This is a genomic window from Stenotrophomonas sp. GW821-FHT02D01 (assembly GCF_059421765.1).
Genome location: NZ_JBWKVP010000002.1, coordinates 91,681 through 105,505, shown reverse-complemented (window position 1 = coordinate 105,505; position 13,825 = coordinate 91,681). Strand labels below are relative to the sequence as shown.

General features: G+C 63.5%; 15 protein-coding genes. All 15 read right to left on the bottom strand.

Annotated elements, in window-relative coordinates:
• Positions 1 to 21 precede the first annotated feature (21 nt).
• Positions 22 to 759: a hypothetical protein gene (locus AC07UW_RS05320; protein ID WP_197556688.1), complete on the bottom strand. Its 738-nt coding sequence runs from the start codon at positions 757 to 759 to the stop codon at positions 22 to 24.
• On the bottom strand, positions 759 to 1,148 hold the full coding sequence (locus tag AC07UW_RS05315) for a hypothetical protein (protein WP_495211577.1): 390 nt from the start codon (positions 1,146 to 1,148) through the stop codon (positions 759 to 761). The genes AC07UW_RS05320 and AC07UW_RS05315 overlap by 1 nt, the downstream gene beginning before the upstream one ends.
• Positions 1,148 to 4,561, bottom strand: a complete 3,414-nt coding sequence (locus AC07UW_RS05310; protein ID WP_495211576.1) for a TipJ family phage tail tip protein — start codon at positions 4,559 to 4,561, stop codon at positions 1,148 to 1,150. The genes AC07UW_RS05315 and AC07UW_RS05310 overlap by 1 nt, the downstream gene beginning before the upstream one ends.
• A gap of 125 nt (positions 4,562 to 4,686) precedes the next feature.
• Positions 4,687 to 5,271: a tail assembly protein gene (locus AC07UW_RS05305; RefSeq protein ID WP_197556685.1), complete on the bottom strand. Its 585-nt coding sequence runs from the start codon at positions 5,269 to 5,271 to the stop codon at positions 4,687 to 4,689.
• A complete protein-coding gene (locus AC07UW_RS05300; protein ID WP_197556684.1) occupies positions 5,264 to 6,004 on the bottom strand; it encodes a Mov34/MPN/PAD-1 family protein in 741 nt (246 codons plus the stop codon). Before AC07UW_RS05300 ends, AC07UW_RS05305 begins: the two co-directional genes overlap by 8 nt.
• Before the next feature lie 93 nt (positions 6,005 to 6,097).
• A complete protein-coding gene (locus AC07UW_RS05295) occupies positions 6,098 to 6,793 on the bottom strand; it encodes a phage minor tail protein L (protein WP_197556683.1) in 696 nt (231 codons plus the stop codon).
• On the bottom strand, positions 6,790 to 7,188 hold the full coding sequence (locus AC07UW_RS05290) for a hypothetical protein (protein WP_495211575.1): 399 nt from the start codon (positions 7,186 to 7,188) through the stop codon (positions 6,790 to 6,792). Before AC07UW_RS05290 ends, AC07UW_RS05295 begins: the two co-directional genes overlap by 4 nt.
• Positions 7,185 to 7,733, bottom strand: a complete 549-nt coding sequence (locus AC07UW_RS05285) for a hypothetical protein (RefSeq protein ID WP_197556681.1) — start codon at positions 7,731 to 7,733, stop codon at positions 7,185 to 7,187. Before AC07UW_RS05285 ends, AC07UW_RS05290 begins: the two co-directional genes overlap by 4 nt.
• 9 nt (positions 7,734 to 7,742) lie before the next feature.
• Positions 7,743 to 8,090 carry a phage tail protein gene (locus AC07UW_RS05280; protein WP_197556680.1) on the bottom strand — a complete coding sequence of 116 codons (348 nt, stop codon included), beginning with the start codon at positions 8,088 to 8,090 and terminating at the stop codon, positions 7,743 to 7,745.
• On the bottom strand, positions 8,087 to 10,846 hold the full coding sequence (locus AC07UW_RS05275) for a phage tail tape measure protein (RefSeq protein ID WP_495211574.1): 2,760 nt from the start codon (positions 10,844 to 10,846) through the stop codon (positions 8,087 to 8,089). Before AC07UW_RS05275 ends, AC07UW_RS05280 begins: the two co-directional genes overlap by 4 nt.
• Before the next feature lie 216 nt (positions 10,847 to 11,062).
• Entirely contained in the window at positions 11,063 to 11,485 is a 423-nt protein-coding gene (locus AC07UW_RS05270) for a DUF6631 family protein (RefSeq protein WP_197556678.1), read from the bottom strand.
• Positions 11,486 to 11,488: 3 nt separating this feature from the next.
• Complete coding sequence (locus AC07UW_RS05265; RefSeq protein ID WP_197556677.1) at positions 11,489 to 12,244, bottom strand: phage tail tube protein; 756 nt, start codon at positions 12,242 to 12,244, stop codon at positions 11,489 to 11,491.
• 36 nt (positions 12,245 to 12,280) lie between these two features.
• Positions 12,281 to 12,691: a hypothetical protein gene (locus AC07UW_RS05260; protein ID WP_197556713.1), complete on the bottom strand. Its 411-nt coding sequence runs from the start codon at positions 12,689 to 12,691 to the stop codon at positions 12,281 to 12,283.
• Between the two features lie 37 nt (positions 12,692 to 12,728).
• Positions 12,729 to 13,061 (bottom strand): head-tail joining protein, encoded by a 333-nt coding sequence (locus tag AC07UW_RS05255; protein ID WP_495211573.1) that lies wholly within the window; start codon positions 13,059 to 13,061, stop codon positions 12,729 to 12,731.
• Positions 13,058 to 13,816 (bottom strand): hypothetical protein, encoded by a 759-nt coding sequence (locus AC07UW_RS05250; protein WP_197556676.1) that lies wholly within the window; start codon positions 13,814 to 13,816, stop codon positions 13,058 to 13,060. The genes AC07UW_RS05255 and AC07UW_RS05250 overlap by 4 nt, the downstream gene beginning before the upstream one ends.
• Positions 13,817 to 13,825: the final 9 nt, after the last annotated feature.

The window sequence follows — 13,825 nt, the reverse complement described above, 5'->3', positions numbered from 1 at the left end:
GGCGGCGTGATGGGCCTGTCGTCAGCCGAACCCCAGCGGCACCTCGGTCAGGTCCACGATGAAGATCGAAGCGTTCTGAGGCCCCATCGTTACGCCGCCAACCGGGAAAGTGTTGGTGATCAGCGTCTGTTGGGAAACCTGCAATCTTGAAATGAAGATTCGGTTGTCGCTGGTCATGTGGAAATGGTCGGCCGTCATGGTGCATCGGTCCTGCGATACCGAGTTGTAGTAGAACCGCGGTGACGGGATTGCAATTCCGATCTTTGTGCCGGGAAAGAACTGGCCGATTTCAACGGGTGGCCCGGGCACCGTTGGCAGCGGCACCACCTGGAGCACGCGAAGTCCTTTGCGCCTTGAGTCATAGAACACCGTGCCGTCCTCGCCGCGCATGCGCAACCCAACCGGCCCGGTGGCTGCGCGCTCGGCGGCGCTGAACGTGTAGTACTCAAGCACCTTGTTTGGCGCTGCATTGGAGGCATAAACGTTGCACGTAACCCCGGTCTGAACCAGGGTGAATCCTGTATTGGTCGAAACAGCATCATTGATGTATCGGCAGACGTGGAGGTTCGTCGTTCCGTTCGTTGAAGCAAGAACACCACCCGGCGACCACGAACCAAACGGCGGCGATCCACCGGTCGCGCCGCCGGCGAAACTGCCTGTGTTCAGCGTCCCCGACTTGGCCAGCTGCAGGTTGCGATAGCCGAGGCCGATCTGGATCTGCCCGGTGCCCTGATTCCGTACGCGCAGTCCGACAGCCATCAGCTGTATACCCCGTAGTGAAGCGTGATGCCGCCGACAGTGTTCGTGGTCGGCTGACTAGGGAACATTTCCATCCTGACGTGGTAGTTCACCACGTCAGGGTCCCAGTTCCAGATCATGCTGTTGCCCGATATCGTCACCGACGGCACCAGCATTCCATAAGCCGATTTCTGCCCTTCGCACGTGAAGTAGTAAAAGGGCTCGCCGCCCAAGAAGTCGTTGACGACGAGCCCCCCGTTTGCCTCGGGCGGAGCGACCCATTTGTTGTTGGAGTTCACCGGGTTGTAGAGCGGGAACGTGTACGACCCGATCATCTTCGACAGCCTGGTGGTGACCGAGGACTCAACGTAGCCGTTTTCGCTTCTCACCCGCAGTCCCACATCAGCCATTACAGCAACACTCCAAGCTCCACGGCGGGAGCGCCGTTGGGGTAGTAGATGTAGACGCCTTGGTTGGTGATGTTGAGCCTGTAGCCACCGGCCACTGTTCCATTGAACTCGAAACCACCACCTGCGCTTTTGTTGATCCGCCAGCCGGTCTGCCCCTGCACGTAGTCATCAGACTGGATCACCCCGCTGATCTTCGCGTTGGTGATCGCAGCATCGGCAATATTGGCGCTGTTGATCCACGCCGTGCCGATCAGCGCCTGGCTGATGAAGGTCTGGCCGCCCTGCACCACGAACGGCGAGGTCACCTGTCCATTGACCACGTTGAACAAAGCGAACCGGTCAGCGTGGAAAAGGATCTGACTTTGGTAGCTGCCATCGGGCTGGTTCTCGATGCCGATGCCCATGCCGGCGGCGTAGTACCTGCCGTCAGCAGCAACCTGCAGCTTCAGAGACCAAGATGCACTGACCTTCCCGTTCAGGTCGACCAGCGCCTGAGAGGTCTGTTGGACCATCGCTTGCGTGTCATCAACCCGTGCCTCAACCGTATCGGTCCGCTTGGACTGGGCATAGGTTGCGGTCGCTGCAACAGCCTGCACGCTATAGGAACCGGCGTAGGCCGTCGTGTCACCAGCGCCACCATCCGCATCACCCGCGCCGCGCGCATCGACCTGGGCGAACAGTCCATCAATCTTCTGGCCTTGAGCGGCAACCTCCCCGTCGAGTTCGCCGATGTCCAGCTCGACCTGGTCCATCCTCCCTACCAAGGCCCCTGCCTCTGCGATCGCGGTGCCCACGCTCACCCAGTTGGTGCCTGGCGGCTCTTCGTTACCGGGTGTATCGTCGCGCCAGCTCCAGATCTTGCCGTCATGGACAACGTTCGCCCCGAGCTCATAGGTGGCCTCAGCGTCCCAGATCAATGGCACCAGACCGCTGGTGCTCTCGATCTCCGACAACAGCTCCTGTCCCAGCGCGCTCTTGTTGATCAGGCCGGAGAAGTAGGTGTCGTAGAGGGTCGCATCGGTGCTGGCCTCGCCCATCACGCCGGCGCCGGTCGGATACCAAGGCCCGATGTTGCCGGTCCTGTCCACCAGCCGCGCCCAGAAGTAGAACCTGGCGCCGGCGGCCAGGCCATCAAGCTGCAGCCGGTTCTGCGGATAGGCGTAGTCCCCGAGCTTCACCGCCGTGTCGCGGTCTGGTCCAGCACTGCGCCATATCTCGGTGCGCTGCGTATCGGTTGCCCCGGGTGGGAACGCCCAAGCCAGTCGAATCCCGAAAACGATCGGTGTCGCGGTCAGCGAGGTGACCGCCGGCGGCGGCTCAGTCTTTCCGCGGATATCGGTCAGCATGCTCGTCGCCGGGATAGAAACCGCGTTGAGCGCATTCACTGCCCGCACGCGGGCCAGGTACTGACCCGCGTAGATGCCTGGGATATCGATACTGGCCGTGGCCACCCGGCCTTGGCGCACCCAGTTGAGATCGTCGCGCTTCCACTCCACGTCGTAGGCAATTGCCTTGTCAGCGGCATCCCATTGGATGGTGAGCGTGGGCGTGGCCATACCCTGATCGATCATCACGTGCGATGACAGGGTCACGTTGGTCGGCGGCGGCTGAACGCTCGGCGGAATGATGCTGATGGGTGGCAGCTCCAGACGAGTGCCGTCATCGATCGCAGCGTACTTACCAGGCACGTGCTTCAGGGCAGTGATGTTGTAGGTGAGGTCTTCACCTTCAGCCACGCCAACCACCCGGAACAGCTGCAGCGCCAGCTCGCTGGACTCGGTCGCCCAGACCGACTGCTCCACGGGAACCGCGGACCAGGGCGCGGCCACCTTGACCACGCCGGCGGCGCGGTCAATACCGGTGATGGTCCGCCCTTCAACCTTCCCGCTTGGCAGCGTCGCGTGCAGAAGGTCACCGGCAGCCATCTCATCCGGGATGCGGTCGAGCGTCAGGGTGTCTTCCATAGCTGCACGGATGCGGCCAGCGTTGCGGCGGCCAGCGCGGTTGGGGTCCGCAATCTGGATCACATCGCCCGGCATGCAATTCAGCGCGTCCAAGCCTACCGAGAAACTCACCGTCTCCGTTTCGAGGTTCTCGGTGTACAGAATGTGGTTACCGACACGCTGGGCCTGCGCGCGCGAATGGCAACCGATGGCCGTCACCTCGGTCTGATTGACACCGTAGCGGGCGATCCCCTCGAGGTGCTGCACCGGCTCGACCTTCTGCCGACCGAAGTCGTCAGGATCGGTCCACGACACCAGCGCGACCGTATGCCGTGCCTTGCGGCCGCTACCCTCATAGCGGAACCGGCCACCCATGACGTTGGCTTGGCTGAAGGTCGCGCCTGGATCCTTCGGCATATCGGCCGAGGCCATGACCTGCCCTCCCGCGTAGAAGCTGATGCCGCGGAACATGCTGGCCATATCCTGCAGCACGCGGTACGCGTCCGCCCTGCTCTGCAGATAGAGACTGCAGGTGAATCGCGGCTCTTGCCCACCCAGACCATCGCTCACCAGCTGATCGCAGTATTGCGCGATTTGATAAAGGCGCCACTTGTCCACCCAGTCCAACGGGATGCGGTTGCCCAGGCCGAAGCGATCGTTCGTCACGATGTCGAAGAAGGCCCAGGCTGGATTGTTGGTCCACGCCGATTTGAAGGAGCCGTCCCAGGCGCCGTTGGTGGTTCCCGGTCCGCTGGTCGAGTAAATGCGGCTGAGCGGGTCGTAGTTGGCTGGCACGCGCACGACGCGACCCCAGATGCGGTAGGAGCGCGATGGGATGCTCTGGAACGCACTGGCATCCACCTGCACAGCCGCCAAGGCACAGTTCGGGTAGCGCAGCTTCACATCGATGATCTCGGTCATCGACAGCACGTTCACCGTGTCCGAAATAAGCGAGTTGTTCCGGTTCGGCGTGATGCGCCGGATGCGCACTTGCCACTGCGATCCCGCTGGCAGGTCAATGCGACGGCTGCGCTCATACTGCGAGGTCGTCTTTCCGGTGATGGCTTCGGTCAACACCGTGGTGAAGGCACCACCGTCAACGGCCAGATCCACCGCGTAGGTGATCGAGTAGCCCTTCCGGTCGCCGTTATCACCGTCCACCTCCTGCAATGCGGGCACGGCCAACCGGATGCGGACGGCGGACAGATCCGGGCCGCTGACCGTGCGAACCACCGGCTCGCCGCCGCGCAGCTCGACATTGATCGCAACTTCATTCTCGACCGAGGGGAAGCCGGGGATGTAGGACTGGTCCTGCGTACCCGAACGGGTCTCCACGGTCACGCCGGAGAAGTTGAACGTACCGTCGGGGTTCTGGATCGGCACCTCGTTGAGGTAGATCGACTGGTTCCCAGCCACCAGTCCCCGGATCTCGCCCTCGCCTACCAGGTCCACGATCCGGGCCACGGCCATCGAGTGGAGGCTATCCGGCGTCTCGACGGGCGTGCGCGAGTTGGATCCGCTCTTGCCACCTGCGCCTGCCAGGCGAACGGCCTGCCCAACGTCATGGGCCAGCGGCGTGCTTACAGCCGGAGGGTTCACAGTTGGTCCTCCGCCTGGATGCCACCGCTGATTACGGCAGAGCCCACCAGCATGCCCTTGGTGTCGTGCCCTCCGTAGGGCACCGGCACAGGGTTGCCTTGGGCTTGGGTGTTGACCGTGCCGTTCATGCTGTAGCTCGGCTTGTTATCGACATCGTCTTGCGCGCCAAGCCCCTTCGGCTGCGGGCCGAGCATCTGCACGACGCCGCCGATCACCATCACGGCGCCCTGAACCATCAGATTGACGTTGCTGGTATAGGCGCCCACAACGATCAGCACGACCCCGAGGATGATGTTCAGCACGCCGCCGCGCTTGCTGCCCAGCAGCACAGGGGCGATGCGGATGTCCTCGCCACCGGGCGGATCCTGCAGCTGATCCTTGGTGATGTTCTGCTTGCCGATGAATACGGCAAACGCCATGCCCTGCTCCTTCGCACGGGCCAGATACTGCTGGAAGCCCGGCACGATCGCGCACAGCGCGCGGACGCCCTCCGCAGGGCTGTCCACGGCCAAGCGGAACTTGCGCCCGAACCGGCTGCCCAGCTGGCCGTACAGGCGGACGGTACGCATGCGCTCAGCCATGACGTGCCTCCTTATGGCGAACGATGTAGCGGGTGCGCTCGGTCCACATGCCGCCGTAGGGCACCACCTCCGAAAGCCGACCATGCAGGTGGTGCAGCATCTGGCTGGCGCCGAGGTAAATGCCGGCGTGGTTCGGGACGGTGGAGCGGATCTGCATCAGCACCATGTCGCCGCGGCGCGGCTCGTCTGCGATCTGCTCGAAGCCCTCGGCGTGCAGCCGATCCAAGCTGTAAAGATCCTGCCCCTTCTCCCACCAGTCGTCCTCGCGGTCGTACTGGTTGAGGGTGATGCCCAGCTTGCGCGCGTAGAAGTCCCGCACCAGGGTGTAGCAGTCGAGGGTGCCGTGGGCGAACTGCCGGCCCACCAGTGGTGCGACGTAGCCGCATGGCTCAATGCTCTGCAGGTCGCCGCATTCCGGATCGGCACCGGTGCACTGGCCCACGCTGAGGATGTGCCAAGGCAGGCCGCTGGCCTCACACATGACACGGTCAGCATCGGAAGGGGTGGCCGGCGCGTTTGGGTGACTGTGCACCAGCGCCAGGACCTCGCCTTGGTCCTCAGCCGCTGCATAGTCCTCGGCGGGCAGGATGAAGTGCTCACTGGGGGTCGTCGCCACATTGCGGCAGGCAACGTAGGCCTCACCGCCGGCCGTAGCCACAATCAGTCCGCAGCACTCGCGCGGGTACTCGGCCACGGCATGCGCCTGGATGGCCTTCAGGGTGATTTGTTGCATGGGTGTCGCCCATAGAAAAGCCCGCGCTGGGCGGGCTTTGTGGTGCCGCAGGTGCAGCGGGAAAGCGCAGGACGTTCCGTATGCTGCAGGTGGTCAGGTTCGAAGCAGTCCGGCCGCCGGGAAGCCTCCGTAAGGAAGCTCCTTGTCCGCGCCGAAGCGCAGCTTGCAACCGCGTACCAGTCCGCTGCACTGGTCACGCGCTGGATCGTCGGTCGGGACATCGTTGGCGTCGGCTACGGCCGGGCCGGTATAGCCACAGTAGGGGCCGCGGTAACCGCCACGTATCAGCCAGCCACAGACGCCAGCAATGATCTGTCGGCCAGGCAGCTGCTCACCATTGAGGTCGATAGCAGTGGTCAGCTCGAACTCGACGGTTTCCTTGTCCTCGGAGGTCTTGCGCTCGATGAACCACACCTCGTCCTGGAAGTGTTCGTTCGGGTCCGCCGTTGGGTTGCCCTCGGGGAAGTTCGCTGCGTCCAGATACTTCACTAGCGTCTGCCGGCGGATAACCTTTGCACCGACCAGGTCACCGAACATCAGGCATAGGGCAGTGATCCGGCCGTCGATGTTGCTCACGCTGAGCTTCGGCATAGGCTGCTGATCGCCATTCCGAGCGAAGCCCTCAGTCTTGATTGGCCATGCCCCATACTCCTGGCCCTGCCACCAGATCACCCCCGACTGCAGGTGCTGGTGGAAGAACAGCTGGTCGGCGCCAAAGCCGCTGGCATCCAGCTCGTAGAGGGTGACGCGGCCGCCTGGCTCCAGTTGCTGGGCATCTGCCGTGATCATGATTCGCCCCCCGAATCGGTCTCGTCTCCGGATATCGCCGCCAAGGAAGAGACGTTGATGCTGACCCGAACCGTCAACATGTACACGATGTCCTTAGGCTGGCCGGTTGCCGGGTCGGTGCAGGCATAGAGCACGGCATCCTCCTCCTGCTGGATTGATAGCCGGATCGTTGGGGCATCGTTCTCGTCACGGTAGACGCTGGCCCGCCAACCCGAGGCAGCCTCAACACCGGCGCCGGTGACGCGATAAAGGCCGATACCCTCGCGACTGCAGACAATGCCCAAGCTATCGAAGGGCCAGCCCAGACTGGTTGCCGGGGCGTGGTCGCCATCCATCACGATGGCGCCGTCAGGCTGAATGTTGAACGCCGCAGAGCAGATCTCTTGCATGGTCATGCTCGCTTGATGAAGTTATTGGCATCCACCGTAGTGTTTCCGGCATGCCACATGGTGTTTCCACGGAAGGTCACAGCGGAGCGGGTTATGGTCATCGCCTGGACATAGCCCGAGTTGAAGAAGTCCCCATCCTTCAACCACACCTGTGCCTGGCATTCGTAGCCATTGGCCCCAACGGGCACAAGAGTCAATCCGGCCAGATCGGTAGTGCTTGCCGCATAGGACAACGTGAGCTTGGCACCGAAATCTACGCTCGCGTTTGCGTTGTGGTAGAAGTTCGCCCGCCGCGTGGCCGTTCCACTTCCGCGGATCACCAGTGTCCCGGTCATCGCGCCGGCTTCACCGCCGGCCTTGGGCACCGCCGCATCTGCCGCAGTCTTCGCCGCCACTGCGCGCTGGTCGGTGGCGGCGATGCTCGCGGTCAGAGCCGTGTCTTTGTCATAGAGCTCATTGAAGTTGTCATTGGCCTTTCCGAATGCCACGGGAAACAGGTCGCCGACGTAGGAACCATGATTTGTTGCGGTGTCAATTACTTGCTTGGGCATGGTTGTTCCCTATGGCTGAAAGGTCTGTTCAAAGGTGCAGCTGATCCGCAGATAGCCCTCAAGCTCGTCCACGGCGGTCAGCTTCGTGCAGCGGTAGAGCCCTTGCAGCTCGTCGGGCGGCGTCCAGAGAAAGGACTCGCCTTGCCGCCGCCGGAGCCGCAGAAACGTCTTCGCCGCCCCCAGCTGATCCAGCTCTCGGTGGCCCCATAGCTCGAGGCTCCAGACCTGCTTTTCGTTGTTGATGCCGTCGGGCGCTTCCTGTGAGTAGCCGTCCCCGAACGCGACTGCGCGGGTGACAGCCTCGTACTCCACGCTCGGCGGCGCGCTGTACACGCACCAGACGAAGGTCTCTTTCATGCTCGATATCCCGCCCCGTAGAGGAGCCCGCCAGGCCGGAGGTTCTTGACCGCCCACTCGTTGATCGCGCCCGTGAAGCTGTCCCGGATCTGCTTGTCGGTGACCTCGGGCTGGTCGCTGTCCTGCTCGGAGGCGTTGATGGTCAGGTTGCCTTGGATGGTCAACCCACCTGCCCGCCCGGCACCCGCCGCGGGAGTGCCGACGGCGCCGCCGGTGTCGTACCCCTTCAAGCCCTTGCGCATCGCCTCGACCACATCGACGCCACCAGCGCGCGCCACATCCTTCTGTGACCACACCACCTCGCCCTTGTGCACGACACCTGCTGGCTCGCTCACGCCGCCATCGCCCGTGTAGCCACCAGTGGAGTAGCCTCCGCCCAGCTTCATGTTCTGGAACAGCTGATTGTTGATGCTGCTGGTGCCCGTGTTGATAGCCTGATTACCAGCGGCAGTAACGCCACCACCGCCCCAGGCGCTGGCCACCGCGTTCACGATGCCCATGATGGCTTGGCGTGCTGCGATCCTGGCCAAGTCGGCAAGGATGGCCTTCGTCATGTCAGAAAAGCTTGCTTTGCCCGTGGTCGTGAACTGTACCCAGGCATCTTCGAAACCGCCGATGACCGTGCCGACGGTGTTGCCCATCTGCTGGGCATAGTTGCTTGCGGTCTGCTGGTAGTTCGCCCAAGCAGCACTCGCTCCGGCCAGCCAGTTGCCCTCAGCCTGCCGCAATTCTTCATAGCCATCTCGGATCAGTTGCAGGCGGTCGAGCGTCTTGGATAGCAGCTCCGCCCTTTCGGCCTCGAACGTCTCCTGATCGATCTGCCCCGCGTTCATCTGCAGCTGCAGTTCGCGCAGTTTGTCCGCTTGGTCAGCGTAGGCGTCGTTAATGCGCTGCTGAATCTCGTACTCGCGATCACCCATGCCGACACGCTGGGCCTGCGTCGAGAGCTGCCGCTCCAGCGCCTGGTTGCTCGCGTCCAGAGCGTTGGCGTAGGCCGCAATGACGTTGGTCCGCGCCTTGGCCGCTGCCGTCTCTTCGGTCGTCAGCACCTGGAGTGCGCTGGCACCCTCCGTGCGTACCTTAGTGAGCCGCGCTTCAAGGTCGCCGATCTGCCGGTTCACGCTGATGGCGTCTTTGCCCGCGACTACCTGCCTCTGAAGGAAGGCGATCTGCCCCTCCAACGACTTCGCTTGGGCATCCGTTCCTTGCTGCAGCAGACCCCTCATGCGGCCGTAGTACTCGCTGGCCGTGATCTCCCGGGCCGAGTACTGGGCACGCAGCATCTGGGTGCCAGCGGTGATCTGCGCCTGCTCGGCTACCAGGTCATCTTTGTAGCCCTGTAGACCAGCTGCCCGTGAGGCTGTGCCTGTGCCTACTGTCGGTTTTTCGCGGTACTTCTTTTCTATGGCCTCGACGGCTGCAGCCCGGCGCTGTTCGATTGCCTCGACCTCCTTCAGGAGGCCTGAGGCCTGAGCCTTGCGACGTGCAGATGCTGCTTCGCCATTGATCCGTTCGACCTCTTGCCGCTTCTTCGATTCCTTGCTGGCCTGCGCACCGATGATGGTATCCATCTCGGACACGAACTCGGTGGACGCGGTCTGCGCAGCCTTGACCTCTGCATCCTTTCGCTCTTTGATCAGATCAGCGGCCAAAACCTTGATCTTCTCCGAGCGCTCCTTGATGGACTTCTCCATCGCTGCCAACGCGATGGGATTCCTGGCCAAGGGCAGTCCGCGCTGGTTTCCCGACGCCAGATCGTTCAGCTTCGCCAGCTCTCGCTGGTTCTCCGCGACCAGCTGCTGCATCTGCGCCGCAGCAGGCCCGAGGCCGACGTTGGCCTGCATCGCGGACCACGCCTTCGTCGCCTCAGCCCACAGGTCCTTGAAGCCGCGGATCACCGGATTCTGGCTGGCACGGACCCGGGCAAGCGCCATCACAGTCTCATCGGCCGCCGCACGGGTGATCACCGTTACAGCATCCTGGTTACGGCCCTGCTCCTGCAGCGCTTTGACCTGCTCGTAGAGAGCAACGGTCATGAAGTTGACCTGCTCGTTGAGCTTCTGGGAGTTCTTGACTGGGTCTTCGGCAAGCTTCCCATACAGAGCAACCGTATCCTCGATCGCTTGCCCGGTGACTTCCTTCATCGCCACCGCTGCAGCAGCCACTGCCTGCATGTTCTGCGCTGCAATGCGGCCATTCGCACCAACGGCCTGGGCCACCTCGGCACCAGCACCAGCAGTGACGTCCAGGGCATCGCTGGTGCGCTGCGCGAGGGTCACCAGGGTGAGGGTCGTAGCGGCGGCCTCATTGCGCGATAGCACCAGCGCCTTCGTGTAGGCCTGGGCCTGCTGCTCGGCGTCGTACCAGGCGTAGACCAGCAGCCCAACAGCGGCGGCCGACACCGTGACCGGTGTAACCATGCCCAGCACTGCGGACGACACTCCCTTCAATGCCGGCTCGACACCGCCGAAGCTGTCCTTGATCTGCCCGCCCTGCTGCACCAGCACCGTGAAGAAGGGCATGCCGCCCTGCAGGCTGGTGAAGATGTCGGTGAACTGGGCCGGCAGCTGACGCATGGCCTGCGCCGTCTGGCCCGCAGACACACCGAGGTCGGTGATGCCGTTCTTCGCCGGCAATGGTCGTGCTGCCTCGCTGCGCACTTCGCGCAGCTGCCGGGTGAGCACGCCCAGTCCCTGCCTGATGTCGGCCAGGTCGGCGCTGATGCGGACACGCAGATTCGCTGAAGGCTCAGCCATGGGTCATCTTCCCTTGTGTCTGCCCTGCGGGGGCATGGCCACGCAGTGCGGCCAGGTACATCTGCCATTCGGCTGCAGGTGCAGCCATAGCCATGCGAGTGGCCACAGCGAACTCAGCGACGCGATCGCGTTCGTCTTGGGCAGCAGCTGCGGTGAAGGCCCGCAGCTGCGCCAAGGTGTATGTCAGGACGTCGCGCCGAGAATGCCCGTGCGCGATCAGGTACTGGACGAGGTCGGGGAGGCCGTACTCTCTGCCGCCGACGGCTTGGCCATCAGCAGCAGGCGCTGCAGCCGGCGGGCAAAAAAATCCCGATTCAATCCCACAACGGCCTCCAGCAGATCGGCCACTTCGTCCAAGGTGCCGGCGGCGATCCAGCCTGCTTCTCGGTCGACAGCTACAGCCAAAGCAGCAGCGATCTCTGCGCCGTCCTGCTCGAGCAGATCCAGCATGATTGCGCCGATGGCGGCCGGCTCCGCCGCTTCGACTGCGCCGGCCATCATCGCCACGCGGGCGATGATGGTGCGGCTGGCGGTGATGAACGGGCCAACCTGCTGCAGCCGCAGCGGTCCCACCACCAGCAGCTCGCCACGGAACGCCACATTGCGGGTCGGCGGGTTGATCACGTCCTCGTCGGCCATGTCTTACTTCTCCTGCTGCCAGTAGAAGTAGGGCGAGGTGTCCTGTCCGGTGGCCTTTGCGCTGTCCTTCAACAGTGCGCCCGGCACGCTTCCAGCGCCAAACTCGTTTCCGATCAGGCCCATGCTTTCGATGACGCCGCCGGTGACCTTGTGCGCCACCATGCGCACCATCTTGCCGCCACGGGCCTCGTTGGCACCGTAGAACTGCATCTCGTAGAACTTTTGCGAGGTGACAGCGGCCTCCACATGGCCCAGGTCAGCGTTCTTGTAGGTGACCTTGACGTTCGGAGTGCCGGCTGGCGTGGACGGGGCGATGGCCGAGTCCGCAGGAATGAACAGCATGCCTCGCTCCAGACGATAGTCCTTGCCCGCCTCGTAGGTGGCAGTGCCGGTTGCGGGCTTGACCGAGGTGATTTCACTTGCCAGGCGAACCAACGGCGCATAGCTGCCCTTCGTCGCCACCACAAGTTCATCGGTCACGGTTCCGGCAGCGATGCTGCTGGCCTTGCCGCGAGTCGCACGTGCGAAGTTCTCGGGCTTGAAATCGTGGAAGGTGTAGTTGAGGTTGTAGCCGGTGACGCGATCAACGCGGTTGGCGGTGCCGCCGCCCGGGTTCTGATAGTCGGCCAGCTCGATCGTGCTGGTCTGCGGCGCCAGGGTGTACGCGGAAACGTTGCCGACCTCGAGGAACGGATCATTGGTGTTCCACTCGCGGAGCAGGACGATGCCTGCGCCCAGGTAGCTGTAGTCTTCGGCCATGATGGCTCTCCAGTTGGGTTGCCGCTGAGCGGCGGGTCATTTCTTTGGGATGTGGGTCTGGTAGGTAATCAGGACGCCGACCCAGCCGGCGCTGGCCTTGTCCGGCATCAGCGGCTCCATGCCGACGTAGACCGGCACCTGGATGCCATCGGGGAAGTTGCGCGCTGTCTCGCGGCTGTCCATGGCCGCCTCGACGTCGGTTACCAGGTCGTCCAGCTTCCGCTGGTAGCCATCCGTGTCGGCGGGGACCTTGGCGATGACGCTCACTGTGGTCAGCCGATGCGTGTTGACCTTTGACGGCGTCTCCGCCCGCTGCTGCTTCTCGATGACAGCAGTCAGCACGGCCTGTGTGTCCTGGTCGCCCGGGGCGGGCTCGAGCGTCCAGCCGGCGCCGGCATCGGTCAGGTAGCCGTTCTCCATGCTGATCAGCTGCAGCGTTTTGCCCATCGCCAGCAACAGCTGGCGACGTGGGCTGGAAATGGCATCAGGCACTGGCCACCTCCCACACCGCCGTCGACTCATCGGCACGGATCTTCTGGACCAGCTTCAGCCGGCGACCGGTGCCATCAATGCGCACCACGCCGCCAGTTCGCGGGGCAACCTCGGCCAGCTGCAGGGTGATCCGATCAATCGTGGTGGCGATCGGTGCCACGTCCTCCGCTGTGAACTGCTCAACGGCCTCGTCCAGCATCACCGTGCACGGCACCTCCGCGTCTGTGCCCGGGGCCAGATAGTGAGCGGCGTCTGCCACGCCGGCGGCACGGAAGGCACCGAACGCGACTGCATCGAAGGCCTGCATGAATGCTTTCTGGTTCAAGGCAAGGGCCTCGCTGTTTCCATGGCCTTCTCAAGCTCACGCTTCAGGAAGAACGGCATCAGCCGCTTCCAGGTGTCCTCGGCCATGCCGAAGATGTCGTAGCGCGGGCTGTAGGCGGCTGTGTTGGTGAAAATGAAGATGGAACGCACGCCAGAGCCACGACCGATCCGCTCGTAGATACCGGGCCGCAGGACGCCGCGACGCTTGGTGATGACGAAGTACTCTCCATCCCGGTTGTTCTTCTTGCCTCGCCTCCGTTTCCGGCTGACGTTGGTCTGGTTCTGGTAGCGGTCCCGCTGCGCCCCCAGCTGGGACAGGATCTTCGTCACCTGTCCAGCCGGCACGTTGCCGAACTGGTTGGCCTGGGCGCCCCGCCCCATCACTGCGAACTGCGTCGGTGACAGCAGACCTCGGCTCTGCAGCAGCCGCTCGAATCCCTTCCGGCGACGTTGGCCACCCTCGACTTCTGCCAGCAGGTACTTCGCCGGCGGCGTGCCCTTGAAGGCTTCGTCCCGGATGTAGATCTCGGCATACGGCTGGGCCTTGGTGGCCTTGCGGTACATCGCCGCGTTCGTGGTCAACGGCGTGGGGCGATCGAACACACGAGGCGCCTGGCCCTTCCACCGTTCGCGGATCTCGTAGGCAACCTTGTTGGCGGCCTGCGAGGCGGCGAACGGCAACTGCGACTGCTCAAGCTCCGTGAGTTGTCGCCCGAACACGTTGTCGGGGTCCACCCCGATCCTGATCTGGGCCATACACCCTCC